Raw genomic sequence first — 15,895 nt, 5'->3', positions numbered from 1 at the left:
GCGGGGCATTCTTCGTCTGGCGTGTGCGTCTCAGGCGGCGGGCGGGGCCTGAGGCACCGCGACCGAGCCGACGAGCGGCTCGCCGGACGCGCGGCTCACGAAGCAGAAGTAGGTGCGGTCGCCCGCGGCCCACTGTTCCTCGTTCGGCGGGTAGGAGCCCTGGAACTGCACATCGGGGTACTGCCCGGCTGCCGCGAGGTCGATCACGCCCGGTGCCGAGCACAGCAGCGAGAGCTGACCCTGCAGCGCGTCAGCGCCCGGGAACGGATCGTCGGTGACGCCCTCCGCAGAGGGGGCGAACGTTCCGCGCATCACCATCTGGGCGCGGTGCGGCTCGGCGCAGTCGACGACCGTGAACTCCTCGACCCACGGATCGTTGTACGGATCGATGCACTCGCCGCCGAGCAGCTCGTCCCACGCGTATTCGCCCGGCTCGACGGGCCCGACGGGCAGCGCTGTGGGCTCCGGGTCAGGTGTGGGAGCCGTCTCGGTCGCCGTGGGGGTGGGCGTCGGCTCCGCGGCAGTGAGCGCGGGCAGACGCGTGCCGAGCAGGAACAGGGCCGCGAGCGCGAGCACGGCCACGACGCCACCCGCGACCCACAGCAGCACCTTCTGGCGCTTCGTGATGTGGCCGGGGTTCACGCGATCGGCGAGCGGCGGGCGCTCGGCGACGACGACGGGAGGCTCGCTCTCGTAGTCACGGAAGTTCTGCTCACCGAAGAGCGAGTCGAGGGCCGAGTCGTCGACGGGCGCGGCGGCGGCGGGGTCGACGGCTGCCTCGGCAGGTGCGGGTGCCGCGCCGAGCAGCTCGGCGGCACTCGGGCCATCGTCGGGCACCGCGGGATACACGACGGTGGGCGACGGCATCGCCTGCGTCGGCTCGGGCAGGAACGAGATCGCCTGCGTCGGCTGCTCCCACGACGGCGGCTGCGGGGGCGCGGACGACGTCGCCGGCGCGGGTGCCGGCAGGTCGAAGCTCGGCGTCCAGGCTGTGGGCGGGGCGGCTTCCGCTGCGGGCGGCTCGATGAGCGGCGGCGGCGTGGGCGCGGGCATCGCCGACGGAGCGACCGGACCCGAGGCCGCAGGAGGAACGCTCGCGACAGAAGGCACGCCGAATGCAGGAGGCACGCTCGCGGCGGGCGGCACGCTCGCGGCGGGCGGGCCAGCGAAGGCCGGTGAGGGCGGCGTCGATGCCACGGGCGGCGTCGACGAGATCGGGTTCGCTGACGGGGAGTCGGGAGCGGCGAAAGGGAAGGCCGGGGCGCCGACGGGAGGCGGAAGAGGCGCACCCGCATCGGGTGAAGCCGGAGCTGCGGGCGGCGGAGTCGTCGCAGCCGCGGGCGGCACGGATCCGCCCGGCGCGAGCCCCCACGCGAACCCGCCGGGCGCGGCGTTCTGCGGCTCGGTCGACGGTGGCTGCGGTGCGGACGCGGCTGCCAGCGGCGAGGCAGGGGGCTGCACCACGGGCTGCTGGATCGTGGGCGGCACCTGCACCGGAGGCGTCTGCGGTGCAGCAGGCTGCGACGGTGCGGGCTGGGAGGGCGCAGGCTGCGACACGAGCGGCTGCTGGTACTGCTGCGCCTGCGGGGTCGTGAAGGGGTTCACGAGCGGACTCTGGAAGGTGGGCGGCGCCGCGGGGGGTGGGACCGCACCCGCGGCGGGGGCACCCGCCCCGGGTACGCCAGACGGCGGCGTGGTCGGGGTCGGCGTGGGAGTCGTCGGCGGGTCGCCAGCGGGCTTCGGGAACTGCGCGGCGAGCCAGTCGCTCGGCGTCAACTCGTCATCGGGTCGATCGGTCATCGTCGGTCTCGTCGGGGGTCGGGGGTCACTGCGGCTCGAGGCCCAGGTCGGCGAGCCGGATCGCCGCCAGGTAGGGGTAGCCGGCGGCTTCGATGCGCGCCTGCGCATCGGTGGCCCGGTCGACGACGACCGCGACGGCCACGACCTCAGCGCCGACCTTCTCGAGCGCCTCGATGGCCTTGAGCGGCGAGCCGCCGGTCGTCGAGGTGTCTTCGAGCACGATGACGCGCTTGCCGGCAAGGTCCGGTCCCTCGACCTGGCGTCCGCGTCCGTGATCCTTCGGCTCCTTGCGCACCACGAAGGCGTCGTAGGCGAGCCCGCGGGCGGCCGCCTGGTGCAGCACGGCGGAGGCGATCGGGTCGGCACCCATGGTGAGACCGCCGACCGCCGCGACATCCGGGATGGCGGCGATGAGGTCGGTCATGACCTGGCCGATGAGGGGAGCCGCGCGGTGGTCGAGGCTCAGCTTGCGCAGGTCGATGTAGTAGGTGGCCTTCTTGCCGCTCGTGAGCGTGAAATCGCCGTGGAAGACGGCATCGTTCTTGATGTACTCGATGAGCTGGGTGCGGGCGTCAGTCACGCCCACCAGCCTAGAGCGCCAGGGCCCAGGAGCGGATTCTGAGCGGGGACTCACCACTTCGCGAACGCGATTCGTCCCTGCCGGAAGAGCAGCACGACGAGCACGACACTCGCCGCGACGCCGATCCACGACCACGGATGCCATTCGAGCGGGAACGCGATGGCCGTGAGAAGCACCACGTCGATCACAGCCACGTTGAGTCGCACGTAGCTCACCAGCGCGCGGCGGTAGCGGCCGTGTTCGTCGCGGGTGCCCCGGCCGCGGGGTCCCAGGTCTTCCGGCCGCAGGATCGCGACGAGGGGCAGGAGCAGCCAGACGACCGCAGCGGCGCCGGCGAGCAGCGCGAAACCTGCGCCGCCGATCGCCGGCGCGAGGAACGGGTTGCCGATGCCCTCCGGCCACATGGAATGGCCGCCGTCGCGTCCGAAGACGATCGCCTCGCGGAAGACGGGCAGTTCGAAGACGACGCCCACGACGACGCCGTACAGCAGCCCGACGGGCAGGCTCACGAACAGGGAGCGCTGCAGGCCCTCCCTGACGATTCCCGGACGCCGGGAGAACGCCAGCAGGAGTACGGCGAACACGGTGGGGGCGACGGGCGACAGGAGAACGACGTAGCCCCACCGGGTGTCTCCGTCCGGGTCGGCGGCGGACTCGAACATGCCCCATACCACGACCAGTGCGAACCCGACGATGCCGGCCAACACCGGGATGCTGAACGCGCGTCGAAGGCTGATCCTGAATTCGCGCACACCCCGCTCGTTTCGCTTCTTCTCGGCGAGCTCGTTCTTCATCGTCACCGCCACAGGGTCCCACGGATCAGGGCGCTAGCGTGGAGCCATGCGCATCGCCACCTGGAACATCAACTCGATCCGCACCCGCTATGCCCGCGCCATCGACTGGATGGTGCGCGAGGACATCGATGTCGTCGCCTTCCAGGAGATCAAGTGCAAGCCCGAGCAGTTCCCGATGCAGGCGTTCGAGGACGCCGGCTACGAGGTGGTGCTGCACGGACTCAACCAGTGGAACGGCGTCGCGATCGCGTCGCGCCTGCCGATCGAGGATGTGGAGATCGGCTTCCCCGATCAGCCCGGGTTCCTGAAGGGCCATGAGGGCCACGACCTGCCCATCGAGGCGCGCGCCATCGGCGCGACGATCGAGGGCCTGCGCCTCTGGAGCCTGTATGTGCCGAACGGCCGCGCGCTCGACGATCCGCACTACGCGTACAAGCTCGACTGGCTCGCGACGCTCACCGGCAACGTGCACGACTGGCTCACCCGGAACCCCGACCTGCCACTCGCGCTCATGGGCGACTTCAACATCGCGCCACTGGATTCGGATGTCGGCGACCCGACGTTCACTCCCGGCGTCTCCACCCACATCTCGCCGCCGGAGCGCAGCGCGTTCAGCGCATTCGAGAAGGCCGGGCTCACGGATGTGGTGCGCCCGATCGTGCCCGAGGGCTACACCTACTGGGACTACAAGCAGCTGCGCTTCCCCCGCAATGAGGGGCTCCGCATCGACTTCATCCTCGGCTCGCGCGCGTTCGCGGATCTCGTGGTCGACGCATCCATCCACCGTGACGAGCGCAAGGGCGACGGCCCGAGCGACCACGTGCCGGTGGTCGTCGACCTCGAACTGGATGCGGACGACGACGACCGCCCGATGATCTTCTAGGCGGGCGCAGCGCGGCGATACGTGCTCGACGCGCTACAGCCGCTGCCCTCCGGATACTTCGATGCGCTGACCGGTGACCCATCCCATCCGCGGGTCGAGCACGGCAGCGACGGCCGCCCCGATGTCGTCGGGCTCGCCCACGCGCCCGAGCGCCACGGTCGCCTCGATCATCGCGCGGTACTGCGCGTTGCTGAGCAGCGCCCCGCCCGCGAAGTCGGTCGCGGTGGCGCCGGGGGCGATGACGTTGACGGTGAGGCCGCCGCCGTCGGCGAGCAGCGGCGCGATTCGGTCATGGCCCCAGGCTCGACCCTCCGCCGCGCGGCAACCAGGCCGCACTCGTCCGGGGATCGGCGATCCCTGGATCGCACGCGGATCGGGAGAGAGGATGAGGCATGGATCGCGAACAGCTTGCGCAGTTCCTCCGCTCGAGGCGCGAGGCGCTGCACCCCGAGGACGTGGGGCTCCCGCCCGGCGTGCGCCGACGGACGCCGGGCCTGCGGCGCGAAGAGGTCGCCCAGCTCGCGATGATGTCGACCGACTACCTGCACCGACTCGAGCAGGCGCGCGGCCCGCAGCCGTCGCCGCAGATCCTCACCTCGCTCTCGCGCGCGCTGCGACTCGACGCCGACGCGATCGACTACCTCTTCCGGCTCGCCGGGCATCCGGCGCCTGAGCGCGGTGCCGGCAGCACGCAGGTGCCAACCTCGATGCTGCGCATCCTCGATCGTCTCGCCGACACGCCCGCCCAGATCATGAGCGACCTGGGCGAGACGCTCGTGCAGACGCCCCCGGCGAAAGCGCTGCTCGGCGACGCCGACAGCCTGCGCGACTTCGACCGGATCACCGTGTACCGCTGGTTCACCGACCCGCGCTCGCGCGAGATCTACCCTGCAGAGGATCGCGCGGGGCACGGGCACGTGTTCGTCTCCGAGCTGCGGGCCGCGTCCGCTCGACCCGGCAGCCAGGCGCGCGCGGCGCACGTCGTGCAGTCGCTCCTCGAGTCGAGCACCGAGTTCGCCGATCTCTGGGCCGCGCACGAGGTGACCGAGAAGCATCCGCGAACGAAACGCCTCGTGCACCCCGAGCTCGGCACCATGACCCTCGACTGTCAGACGCTCGTCGACACCGAGACCGGTCAGCGCCTGCTCGTCTTCACCGCTGCGCCCGGGTCGCCGGATGCCGAGAAGCTCGCTCTGCTGACCGTGCTCGGCACGCAGAGCTTCCGCACCACCTGACGCGCGGGGGGTGTGCAGAACGGTATGTGAGGCATAGTCTGACGAGGTGCCCCCCACAGTGCGCGTGCCGGGCGCGACGCTCGCCTACGACGTCGCCGGTCCCGCGGATGCGCCCGCAGTGCTCTTCGTGCACGCGGGCGTGACCACCCGTGCCATGTGGGATCCGCAGTTCGACGACCTGTCCGCCGACCACCGCGTCGTGCGCTACGACACCCGCGGGTACGGCGAATCTCCCGGCGAGGCGGTCCCGTTCTCTGAGTCCGACGACCTCATCCGCGTCCTCGACGCCGCCGAGATCGAGCGCGCCGTCATCGTGGGTGCCTCGCGCGGCGGACGCTTCGCTCTCGATGCGGCCCTCGCGCAGCCGGACCGCGTGACGGGTCTCGTGCTCGTGGGTTCGCGTCCGAGCGGGTACGCGCCCGCCGAGTCGGAGTGGACGGAGCTGGAGCTCGAGCTCTGGGACGCCGTCGATGTGGCGGTCGAAGCCGACGACTTCGATGCGGTGGTGCGGCTCGAGGTGCAGCTCTACGACGTGGGGCCCACACGCGACACCGACGAGGTGGATGCGGAATTCCTGCAGCGGGCGATCGAGCTCAATGTGGGCGCCGAGCACCGCGGCTTCAACGGCTCGGCGCGGCCCCCCGCCCGGCCGGCGATCGAGCGCCTCGCCGAGGTGCAGGTGCCGGTGCTCGTCGTCGTCGGCGAACACGACGTGTCGGTCGTGCGCACGGCGTCGCAGGTGCTGCTCGACGACATCGCCGATGTCGAGGAGCTGCGGTATCCGGATGCCGCCCACCTGCTCACGGTCGAGCACCCGGAGCGCTTCACCGGGCACCTGCGCGACTGGCTCTCGCGCCACCCCGCTACGACGAGCCCGACGCGCCCCGCTCCCGCGAACAAGCACGCACTCTGAGCTGCTGCGAACGCACAGAAGCCGCACGTGTCGGGGTGCGACTCGTGCGGCTTCTGCCGTGCTCGGGTTACGGAGCGATGTTGAAGTTGTTCGAGAACACGTTCTCCGGGTCGTACTGACGCTTCAGCTCGACGAGGCGGTCGTAGTTCTCGGCGCCCAGCAGCTCGCGCAGCTGCTGGTTCGTCAGCTGGCTGACGTGGTTGAGCGTGTTGGCCGAGTAGTCGACGAGGCCGCTGTTCTCGAACGCAGCCGTGGTGCGCTCGAACCATGCGACATTCTCGGCGTCGTCGGCTTCCTCATCCCACATCGTGCGCACGAACACGGAGATGCCGGGGGTGCGCGGAGCGACCGACGGGTAGGTGGGCTCGTCGAGGATCGCCGAGCGCCACATCGAGATGTACGTCGCGGGGCTGTTGAGCAGCTGCATCTGCTGCTCCGCGATGAGCTTCTTCTGGGCGTCGATGTCGCCGTCGAACGGGAAGCGGTACACGGCCCACAGGGCGCGCGGACGCAGCGTGTTCTCCTTGACCGAGCCGCCGCCGTTCAGGAGCTGGCGGTAGGTGAGCTCGGAGGTCGTGTCGGAGACGGGGTCGCCGATGGCGCGGATGCGCTCGAGCTCGGCGTAGCCCTCCTCGAGGTCGCCCACGTGGCCGGGGGTGATGGCGACCTTCGGCACGCCGTCGGCGAGAGTGAAGCAGACGCTCGGCCACGAGTCGATCGAGGCGCCCCGCAGGAGGTTCCACGTGTAGTCAGCGGCCGCGTCGCGGTCGTCGCCGGCAAAGGCGATGGTGCCGCCGATGGCCACCTGGGGCATGGGGTGCAGCTGCAGCTTCATGGCGGTGACGACGCCGAAGTTGCCGCCGGAGCCGCGGATGCCCCAGTAGAGCTCCGAGTGAGACGTCGGGGAGACGTTGATGACCTCGCCCGCGGCCGTGACGACCTGCAGCTCGAGGACGTTGTCGACGCCGTATCCGCGGCGCGCCGTGAGGTAGCCCTCGCCGAGGCCGAGGAGCAGGCCGGCGAGACCGACGGTCGTGTGCACACCGCTGACGGGGGCGAGACCCACTTCGCTCGCCGCGGCGACCATGTTGCCGGCGAGCACGCCGCCGCCGATCCAGGCGGTCTGGGTCTCGGTGTCGATGTCGATGCTGTCCATCGAGCGCATGTCGATCAGGAGTCCGCCCTCGATGCTCGACCAGCCGGCGGCGCTGTGGCCACCCGAGCGCACGGCGATCTTCAGGTCGTTCTCACGGGCGTACGCGAGCGCAGCCTGCACGTCGGCAACGCTCGCCGGGCGGACGATGGCGATCGGGTTGCGCGCGAGGCGCATGTTCTCGATCGCGCGGTAGGTCTCGTAGGCCTCGTCCGTGGGGAGAACGAACTCGCCGTCGAGCTGGAGGGCAGGAAGGGACATTGAATACTCCGTTGTGTTCTGGTCGTGAGGGGGGGTGCAGCTCAGGCCTGAGGCGCGATGAAGACGAAGGCCTTGCGGATGGTCTCGTGGATCTCCCACTCGCCATCGAATCCGGCGGGGATCACGAAGGTGAGGCCCGGCTCGAGTGCGAACTCGCTGCCGTCGCGCCCACGCAGCAGGCCCCGACCGCTGAGGATGGTGACGACCTCGTCGCGGGGCGACGGAATCGCGGTGAAGTGGCCGGGCGTCCCCTCCCACTGCCCGAAGGTGCACGACGGGTGTTCGACACCCAATGCCATGCGGCCGACGGGGCTGCCGGAGATGATGCGCTCGGCGGCGAGGGGCTGGGGCTCAGCCCAGACGAGTTCAGGAGAAAACATGGGTTCCTTCCGGACAGCACTGTCGGACGCCGAACCACTCGGCCCCGATGTCGTATAGACAACTATAACTAGTGCTGATCACCCGATAGCGAACTCAGCGAGCTGAGATTCAGGCCGCGAGAAGCCACGCGATGATGACGAGCACCGGCAGCGAGAGGAGCGTCGTGAGCAGCACCGCATCACGCGCCACGACCTCCGCCGTGCGGTAGCGCTGGGCGTAGGTGAAGACGTTCTGCGCCGTCGGGAGCGCAGCGAGCACGACGGCGACGAACAGGTGGTGCCCGTCGAGCTGGAAGACGAAAGCGCCCATCACCCACGCCACGAGCGGCATGAAGACGAGCTTGAGCACGACGGCGACGACGACATCGCGGCGATGCCCCTTCGCATCCAGGACGCGACGGCCATGCAGCGACATCCCGAACGAGATGAGGATCACGGGCACCGCCGCAGCGCCCACGAGCTCGAACGGCGCGAGCACCGGCTCCGGCAGCTCGATGCCCGAGACGGCGACGAGCAGCCCCAGGAGCGACGCGATGATGAGCGGATTGCGGATCGGCTGGCTCAGGATGCGGCCGACCGACACACGGCCCGACGTCGTGACGTCGAGCACCCCGAGCGCGATCGGCGCCAGCAGCACGAGCTGCAGCAGGATGACGGGAGCCGATGCCGTGGCATCGCCGAGCACGTACACCGCCACCGGGATGCCGATGTTGTTCGCATTGACGTACCCGGACGAGAGCGCGCCGATCGTCGCATCCGGCACCGGGCGCCGCCACACGGCGAGCGCGATCAGGAGATACGCGAGGATCGCCGCGATGGCCGCGACCGACGCCGTCGGCAGCTGCACAGAGAAGAGCACAGCGACATCCGCTTCGGCGAGCACTGTGAACAGCAGCGCCGGCGAGAGCACGAAGAACGCGAGCCGCGACAGCACGCGATGGGCGTCAGGGCCGAGCAGATCGAAGCGCCCCACGACGTAGCCGGTCGCGATGATGACGGCGATGATCGCGAAGCCGATCAGCACGCCCACCACGGGTCGAGCCTATGCGAAGCGCAGACGTGCGCGGATCGTGCGTCTGCGCACGAAACGTGCGCGCGAGACAAACCTCCGCTGGGCGCTTCTCCCTAGGCTCGGGGGCGAAAGGAGGCGCCATGACCACGCTCAGCCCCACCACGTCCATCATCGGAGAACCGGAGGTCGTCGAGGACGCCTCCACGGCCGAGCAGAGCACCGCCTGGGCCCAGCTCAAGGCAGCTGCCGAGGCCATCCGGCTCCTCCAGGACGCGGACGGCTCGATCCCCGACCCCGCGCACCATGAGGCCGCACGCGGGCACGTGCAGACGATCGTCGCCGCCGTCCGCGCGCTCGCTCCGGCGTTCCCGCACGACGCCGCCTATCTCGCGGCGCTCCCCGGGGACTTCGAGCGCTGGGTGGCGTCCGGCTTCGCCGAGCCCGACTTCCTCGACTCGCTCGTCGCGTTCGCTCCCGCCGAGCACCGTGTCGACGGGCTGCGGCACCTCGTCGTGTTCCCGATGTACACGCAGAACGGCTCGCCCGATCGCCTCATCGAGGCGCTCATCGTCGAAGTGATCTGGCCCGAGTTCATCGCCCACCTCGAAGAGCACTACAGCAACAAGCTCTTCGTCTCACTGCGGCTCATCGACTTCACGCCCGGCTACGACACCAACTCGGCTGTGCTGTTCCCGGAGACGGTCGCGATGCGCGAGATCCCCACCTTCACCTGGGGTGCGATCTTCCAGGACCGCGAGGCGGCGCGCTTCCGTCGGGTGACGGCCGCAGCGGCCGACATCACGAAGCTCGAGCTGCTGCCCTCGCAGCAGACGCTCGTCGCCGACCAGCACCTCGCCGAGGAGGTGTTCGTGATGTGGGACCTCATCCACGACCGCTCCCACATGCGCGGCGACCTGCCGTTCGATCCGTTCATGATCAAGCAGCGGATGCCGTACTTCCTGTATTCGCTCGAGGAGCTGCGCTGCGATCTGACCGCGTTCCGCGAGTGCGTCGACATCGCGCACGATGAGGCGTTCGACGTGCAGACCCGCGATCGGGCCGTGCACGTGCAGCACGCGATCCTGTTCGACCGCCTGTTCCGGTTCCCGCTCACCGGCTCGCGCGTGCGCAACTACGACGGGCTCGGTGGGCAGCTTCTCTTCGCGTGGCTGCACCAGCGGGGCGTTCTGCACTGGACCGACACCCAGCTCGCATTCGACTGGGATGCCGTGCCGGCTGCCGTCGTGGCGCTCTCGGATGCGATCAACGAACTGTACTGGCGCTCGATCGACCGCCCGAAGACCACCCACTGGCTCGCCGCCTACGAGCTCATCCGCAGCACCCTCGCGCCGCATCCCGCGTCGGCCTGGGCGCGAGGTCTCTCGGACGAGGTTCTCGCCGGGCCCCCGAAGGGCTTCACGGATGCGGTCCTCGATGACGAGTTCCCGCTGTCGATGTTCTACGAGGCGCTGGGCAGGAAGATGACAGCCGTGATCGAATCCACGCGAGGGATCACCGGGAACGGGTGACACGGTGAAGGTCGTGGTGGTGACGGGCGCGACGGGTGAAGCGGGCCGGGCGGTCTGTGCTCGGTTCGCGGATCGCGGTGACACCGTCATCGCCGTCGGCACCGATGCCGAGCGTCTCCTGTCGGTGCATGCAGACGACCACCGCGTCGCCGACCTCACGGAGCTCGCCGCCGCGAAGGCGCTCGCCCGATCGGTCGTCGAGAGCCACGGCCGCGTCGACGCTGTCGTGCACCTCGTCGGCGGATGGCGGGGTGGCGACAGTCCCGAAGCAGACGCGTGGCTGCGTCCTCGGCTCGTCGACACCGTCGACAACGTCATCCAGGCCTTCGAGCCCGAGCTCACCGCATCCGACGGGCGGCTCGCGATCGTGAGCTCCACCGCGGTCAAGGGCGACGGAACCAACTCCTACACGCGCGCGAAAGCCGATGCCGAGCGGCTCGTGCGCGACCTCGGAGATCGACTCGACGACGCGGGGGGCGGTGCCACCGGCATCCTCGCGATCCGCTCGCTCGGCGAGGACGGCACCCCTGCAGCGGTCCTCGCCGAGCGTCTCGTGAGCTGGATCGCAGCCCCCGTCGCGAGCTCCGCCCACTTCGTCGTCTGAGGCACCCCGCACCGCCCGCACCTGCGAAACCAGCCGGTGACACACCACCAGTACAGTGACCCCATGACGCTAAGGCGCGACATCGTGATCGTGGGGGGCGGCCACAACGCCCTCGTGGCAGCCGCATACCTGGCCGGAGCCGGGCGCAGCGTGACGCTCCTGGAGCGCTCGTCGCACCTCGGCGGCGCCGCGATCTCGACGCCCGTCTTCCCCGGGGTCGACGCGCGCCTCTCGCGCTACTCGTACCTGGTGAGCCTGCTGCCCGAGCGGATCCGCAAGGATCTGAACCTCGACGTGCGGCTCGCCCGCCGCCGGTACTCCTCCTACACGCCCCTGCCGGGCACCGATCGCGGCCTGCTCGTCGACACGGGCGATGCTGCGGCGACCGCCGCCTCGTTTGCGGACATCGGAGCAGCCGCCGACTGGGATGCGTGGCGTGCGTTCGGCGACGACACCGCGAAGCTCGCGTCGGCGTTCTGGCCGAGCGTCACCGATCCCCTCCTCACCCGCTCCGAAGCGCGTCGCGCCGTCGGCGACGACCGCGTGTGGGCGGATCTCATGGAGGCGCCCATCGGCCGCACCATCGCCGACCGCTTCGGGAACGACCTGGTGCGCGGCGTCGTGCTCACCGACGGACTCATCGGCACGTTCGCGCCGTCGATCGATGAGAGCCTCGACGCCAACCGCTGCTTCCTGTACCACGTGATCGGCGGCGGAACCGGGCACTGGGATGTGCCGGTGGGCGGCATGGGCGCCGTGTCAGGTGCGCTCGTGCGTGCCGCGCGCGACGCGGGTGCAGAGCTCGTCACGGATGCCGAGGTCACGTCGGTGTCGCCCGACGGCGAGGTCGTGTACCGCCACGGCGACGAGGAGCTGCGGCTCGCCGGCGAGACGATCCTCTCGGGCGTCGCCCCCTACGAGCTCGCCCGGCTGATGGGCGAGACGGCCGAGCGGCCAGAGGGCGCCCAGATCAAGGTCAACCTGCTGCTGAAGCGTCTGCCGCGCCTGCGCGAGGCGGCCGCGGATCCGGTGGCCGCGTTCGCGGGCACCTTCCACGTCAACGAGGGCTTCACCCAGATCGACGCCGCCTACGCCGCGGCGAGCGCGGGTTCGCTGCCCGAGCCGGTGCCGCTCGAGAGCTACTGCCACTCGCTCACCGACCCCAGCATCCTCTCCCCCGAGCTGCGAGCGTCCGGCGCGCAGACGCTCACCATCTTCGCCCTGCAGGCGCCCGACCGTCTGCTCGAGGGCGCCGACCTCGACGCGCGTCGTGCCGAGTTCCAGGCGGCCGTCATCCGTTCGCTCGACTCGGTGCTCGCCGAGCCGATCGCGGATGTGCTGCTCACGGATGGCGAGGGACGCCCGTGCATCGAGACGGCCACGACCCGCGACCTCGAGCAGAGCCTGCGCATGTCGGGCGGCAATATCTTCCACGGCCCACTGTCGTGGCCGTTCGCCGAAGACGATGCCGAGATGTCGACTCCCGCCGAGCGCTGGGGTGTCGCGACGCCGCACGAGCGCATCCTCGTGTGCGGTTCGGGTTCGCGGCGTGGCGGCGCCGTGTCGGGGCTCGGCGGCTTCCACGCCGCGATGGCCGTTCTCGAGGGCTGAGCTACTCCCAGGTGCTCTCGGCGGGCTGGCGTGTGGAGGGCAGGCGCACCTGCGCGGCCCACTCGTGCAGCCATTCGGGGATCGGGTGGGCCACCGGATCGACGCCGGTGACGGCCGCGAGGTCCTCCACGGTGACGGTGCCGCCCTTCCGGTAGAGGAACCGCGCCTGGATGTGGGCCCGCGCGTAGACCTCGCCGTCGACGACGAAGCGCTGCTCCACGTACACCGAGCGGTCGTCGACTCCGAGCAGACGCGACTCGATCGTGTACTTCTGCCACAGCTCGAGCGACTTGCGGTAGGTGATCGTCTGCGCCGACACGACGGGATACATGCCCGCCTCGTTCAGACGCTTCCAGAGCCCCGTGCGCACCACGAGCTCCACGCGGGCGTGGTCGAGGTTGGAGAGGTACGCGCCGTTGTTCATGTGACGCAGCTCGTCGAGATCGCCGGGCATCACCCGACGCGGTGAATGACACACGTCGTAGAGACCGAGCGGAGGAAGCTTCGGGGCGCACAGGCTGAGCCAGGCGAGACGAGCAGAGCGACGGAGGAGACCCACGAGGGTCCACGTTAGATCGACGCAGCCGGGGCCGCCCAATCGTTGACGATCGACACAACCGCCCCGAGCGCTCAGCGGGCGCGGTGGTCGGGGATCGTGAGGCGCGGGGCGTGGCGTTGGTAGTCGATGCCCGCGATCGTGATGAGCCGAACCACCCGCTGGCGGTGGCCCCGCCACGGTTCGAGCAGCTCCATCATTCCGTCGTCGTCGACGCGCTCTCCGATGAGGGCGGTTCCCACCCGCTTGCAGATGTGCAGATCGCCGTAGCTGACGGCATCCGGATCGCCGTGCGAACGCTGCAGGGTCTCGGCGACCGTCCAGCGTCCGATGCCGTGGATCGAGGCCAGTCGGCGCGCGCTCTCCGCGGAATCCAGTCGGTCGCACCGGGCGATCGCGGAGCCCACGGCGAACACCCGCATGAGGGTGTCGGATCGCTGCGGACCGACGGCGGCCGTATGCCACTCCCAGGAGGGGATGCGCTTCCAGGTGTCGGGCGTGGGCAGCACGCGCATGCCGAGCGGTGCGGGGCCCGGGGCCGGGTCGCCGTGGCGGCTCACGAGGATGCGCCACGCGCGCTTGGCCTCCATGGCGGTGACCTTCTGCCCGAGCACGCTCGGAACGAGGGCAGGCAGCACGCGACCCGTGCCGCCGAGGCGGAGCCCCGGGGTCTCGTGATGGAGGCGGGCGATGAGCGGATGCCGGGAAGCGTCGAACCCGTCGAGGTCATCGTGGGCCCCGAGGAGTCGCGGCACACCGTCGATCGCCTCGGCGGCGCCATCGCCCCACGCTGTCGCTTCGATGCTGTCGGGGCGTTCGCGCAGGAGCAGCGTCGCGGCCCCCGTCGCGAGCCGCATGGTGAGCCACCAGCCTTCGGGGGTGCGCTGCACGGTGGGGTCGCCGCGTCCCTGCGCGAGGTGTCCGATCACGAGACGCAGCGACACCGGCGCGGCGGGCGCGTAGCGGGTCGTGATCGGGTCCATCGCGGCCAGGCTAGCTGGGCGCTCTGACAGCCAGCCCGAACGGCGAGAGGCCGAGGCGATGAGCGCCCCGGCCTCTCACGAGTGCGAAGCTCAGCGGCAGGTGATCGCGGTGCCGTTCTCGAGAACGTACTCACCAGGACCGAGGTCGCCGCACGTCTGGGCGGCGAACACGAGGCCCACGCCGATGAGGGCCCAGAAGAGGATCCATCCGATGGTGCCCAAGATGCCGATGACGATGCCCGCGACGGCGGGGCCATTGCCGTACCCGGCCTTCTTCGACTGGCGCAGCGCGACGATGCTGATGATGAGGCCGACGATCGCGGCGACAATGCTGAGGATGAGGCCGACGATGCCGAGCGTCTTGCCGGGTACGGCGGCGGGCGCGCCGGCGGGGGCGGTGGGGGCCACGGGGGTGGCGTTCGGATCGGTCATGATTCTCCTTCGGAGCGGTGGTGGTGGCGAGGATATCCCCGGCCACGCCGCACTCTAGCGAGTGAGGGATACTCCGCGCACCCGTCTTCACAGGAAATAGGGGATGATGAGTCCGTGAAAATCGGAATCCTCACTAGCGGTGGCGACTGTCCCGGCCTCAACGCGGTCATCCGCGGCACGGTGCTCAAGGGCATCACCCAGCACGACGACGTCGAGTTCGTCGGGATCCGCGATGGTTGGCGCGGTCTCGTCCAGGCCGATCTTCAGCCTCTCGGGCGCCCCCAGGTGATGGGCATCTCGAAGCAGGGCGGCACGATCCTCGGCTCCTCGCGCACCAACCCGTTCGAGTTCGGCGGCGTGCAGCGCGTCAAGGAGGTCATGTCCGAGTCGGGCATGGACGCCGTGATCGCGATCGGCGGCGAGGGCACCCTCGCGGCCGCGAAGCGCCTCACCGACGAGGGCGTGCAGATCGTGGGCGTGCCGAAGACGGTCGACAACGACCTCTCGGCCACCGACTACACCTTCGGCTTCGACACCGCGGTGCAGATCGCGACCGAGGCGATGGATCGCCTGCGCACCACGGGCGACTCGCACGGCCGCTGCATGGTGGCCGAGGTCATGGGTCGCCACGTCGGCTGGATCGCCCTGCACTCCGGCATGGCCGCGGGTGCGCACGTCATCCTCATCCCCGAGCGCAAGACGAGCATGGAGGAGATCTGCGAGCACGTGCAGAGCGCCCGTGCCCGTGGTCGCGCGCCGCTCGTCGTCGTCGCGGAGGGCTTCCAGCTCGACACGATGGATGACGCGTTCTCGGAGCGCGGACTGGATGCGTTCGGGCGCCCGCGCCTCGGCGGCATCGGCGACATGCTCGCCCCCGAGATCGAGGAGCGCACCGGCATCGAGACGCGCGCGACGACGCTCGGCCACATCCAGCGCGGCGGCACGCCGACGGCGTACGACCGCGTTCTCGCGACGCGCTACGGCATGGCCGTGCTCGACCTGGCCCTCGAGGGCCAGTGGGGCAAGATGGTGGCGCTTCGCGGCACTCAGATCGTGACGGTCCCGTTCGAGGACGCCCTCGGCCGCCTGAAGACCGTTCCGCAGTCGCGCTACGACGAGGCGGCGATCCTCTTCGGCTGAGCCCTGCGGCTGCAACGACTCGAGCCCGC

The 15,895-nt window shown here is 70.3% G+C and carries 17 protein-coding genes; 7 read left to right on the top strand and 10 right to left on the bottom strand.

Annotation, left to right across the window (positions count from 1 at the left end):
* Positions 1-30: 30 nt before the first annotated feature.
* Genes HCR12_RS00480 through HCR12_RS00470 form a run of 3 tightly spaced genes read right to left on the bottom strand, consistent with a single transcriptional unit; the run spans position 31 to position 3,180 of the window.
* Complete coding sequence (locus HCR12_RS00480; protein WP_166868382.1) at positions 31-1,800, bottom strand: septum formation family protein; 1,770 nt, start codon at positions 1,798-1,800, stop codon at positions 31-33.
* A 25-nt stretch (positions 1,801-1,825) separates the two neighbouring features.
* A complete protein-coding gene (gene pyrE / locus HCR12_RS00475; protein ID WP_167050679.1) occupies positions 1,826-2,380 on the bottom strand; it encodes an orotate phosphoribosyltransferase in 555 nt (184 codons plus the stop codon).
* Positions 2,381-2,430: 50 nt separating this feature from the next.
* A complete protein-coding gene (locus HCR12_RS00470; protein WP_166868377.1) occupies positions 2,431-3,180 on the bottom strand; it encodes a hypothetical protein in 750 nt (249 codons plus the stop codon).
* 40 nt (positions 3,181-3,220) lie between these two features.
* Here HCR12_RS00470 and HCR12_RS00465 point away from each other — a divergent pair, with 40 nt between their 5' ends.
* Positions 3,221-4,057 carry an exodeoxyribonuclease III gene (locus tag HCR12_RS00465; protein WP_166868376.1) on the top strand — a complete coding sequence of 279 codons (837 nt, stop codon included), beginning with the start codon at positions 3,221-3,223 and terminating at the stop codon, positions 4,055-4,057.
* Positions 4,058-4,090: 33 nt separating this feature from the next.
* Here the strand turns inward: HCR12_RS00465 and HCR12_RS00460 are convergent, their stop codons facing one another.
* Entirely contained in the window at positions 4,091-4,393 is a 303-nt protein-coding gene (locus HCR12_RS00460) for an SDR family oxidoreductase (protein ID WP_224763548.1), read from the bottom strand.
* Positions 4,394-4,449: 56 nt separating this feature from the next.
* Between HCR12_RS00460 and HCR12_RS00455 the strand changes: the two genes are divergently transcribed.
* The gene (locus HCR12_RS00455; RefSeq protein WP_166868374.1) at positions 4,450-5,292 is read left to right on the top strand and encodes a helix-turn-helix transcriptional regulator; all 843 of its coding nucleotides are present in this window, start codon (positions 4,450-4,452) and stop codon (positions 5,290-5,292) included.
* Positions 5,293-5,338: 46 nt separating this feature from the next.
* Positions 5,339-6,205 (top strand): alpha/beta fold hydrolase, encoded by an 867-nt coding sequence (locus HCR12_RS00450; protein WP_166868372.1) that lies wholly within the window; start codon positions 5,339-5,341, stop codon positions 6,203-6,205.
* 67 nt (positions 6,206-6,272) lie between these two features.
* Here HCR12_RS00450 and HCR12_RS00445 read toward each other — a convergent pair whose 3' ends face one another.
* The 3 genes from HCR12_RS00445 to HCR12_RS00435 form a co-directional block, all read right to left on the bottom strand.
* Positions 6,273-7,619: an FAD-binding oxidoreductase gene (locus tag HCR12_RS00445; protein ID WP_166869005.1), complete on the bottom strand. Its 1,347-nt coding sequence runs from the start codon at positions 7,617-7,619 to the stop codon at positions 6,273-6,275.
* A gap of 41 nt (positions 7,620-7,660) precedes the next feature.
* Positions 7,661-7,999, bottom strand: a complete 339-nt coding sequence (locus HCR12_RS00440) for a cupin domain-containing protein (RefSeq protein ID WP_166868370.1) — start codon at positions 7,997-7,999, stop codon at positions 7,661-7,663.
* 109 nt (positions 8,000-8,108) lie between these two features.
* Entirely contained in the window at positions 8,109-9,032 is a 924-nt protein-coding gene (locus HCR12_RS00435) for an AEC family transporter (RefSeq protein WP_166868368.1), read from the bottom strand.
* 119 nt (positions 9,033-9,151) lie between these two features.
* Here HCR12_RS00435 and HCR12_RS00430 point away from each other — a divergent pair, with 119 nt between their 5' ends.
* From HCR12_RS00430 to HCR12_RS00420, 3 genes are all read left to right on the top strand, one after another.
* The gene (locus HCR12_RS00430; RefSeq protein ID WP_166868366.1) at positions 9,152-10,540 is read left to right on the top strand and encodes a DUF6421 family protein; all 1,389 of its coding nucleotides are present in this window, start codon (positions 9,152-9,154) and stop codon (positions 10,538-10,540) included.
* A gap of 4 nt (positions 10,541-10,544) precedes the next feature.
* On the top strand, positions 10,545-11,144 hold the full coding sequence (locus HCR12_RS00425; protein WP_166868364.1) for an SDR family NAD(P)-dependent oxidoreductase: 600 nt from the start codon (positions 10,545-10,547) through the stop codon (positions 11,142-11,144).
* Between the two features lie 63 nt (positions 11,145-11,207).
* On the top strand, positions 11,208-12,755 hold the full coding sequence (locus tag HCR12_RS00420) for a phytoene desaturase family protein (protein ID WP_166868362.1): 1,548 nt from the start codon (positions 11,208-11,210) through the stop codon (positions 12,753-12,755).
* 1 nt (position 12,756) lies between these two features.
* On the opposite strand, the gene HCR12_RS00415 is transcribed toward HCR12_RS00420, so the two are convergent.
* The 3 genes from HCR12_RS00415 to HCR12_RS00405 all read right to left on the bottom strand — a co-directional run bounded on the left by HCR12_RS00415 (position 12,757) and on the right by HCR12_RS00405 (position 14,726).
* A complete protein-coding gene (locus HCR12_RS00415; protein ID WP_166868360.1) occupies positions 12,757-13,209 on the bottom strand; it encodes a thioesterase family protein in 453 nt (150 codons plus the stop codon).
* A gap of 176 nt (positions 13,210-13,385) precedes the next feature.
* The gene (locus HCR12_RS00410; RefSeq protein ID WP_166868358.1) at positions 13,386-14,294 is read right to left on the bottom strand and encodes a DNA-3-methyladenine glycosylase family protein; all 909 of its coding nucleotides are present in this window, start codon (positions 14,292-14,294) and stop codon (positions 13,386-13,388) included.
* 90 nt (positions 14,295-14,384) lie between these two features.
* On the bottom strand, positions 14,385-14,726 hold the full coding sequence (locus HCR12_RS00405) for a DUF4190 domain-containing protein (protein WP_166868357.1): 342 nt from the start codon (positions 14,724-14,726) through the stop codon (positions 14,385-14,387).
* A 114-nt stretch (positions 14,727-14,840) separates the two neighbouring features.
* Between HCR12_RS00405 and HCR12_RS00400 the strand changes: the two genes are divergently transcribed.
* The gene (locus HCR12_RS00400; RefSeq protein ID WP_166868355.1) at positions 14,841-15,866 is read left to right on the top strand and encodes a 6-phosphofructokinase; all 1,026 of its coding nucleotides are present in this window, start codon (positions 14,841-14,843) and stop codon (positions 15,864-15,866) included.
* Positions 15,867-15,895: the final 29 nt, after the last annotated feature.

It is taken from the genome of Salinibacterium sp. ZJ70, from assembly GCF_011751865.2.
Taxonomy (GTDB): domain Bacteria; phylum Actinomycetota; class Actinomycetes; order Actinomycetales; family Microbacteriaceae; genus Homoserinibacter.
The sequence above is the reverse complement of the archived record's forward strand: the minus strand, read 5'-3'. Positions and strand labels throughout refer to the sequence as shown.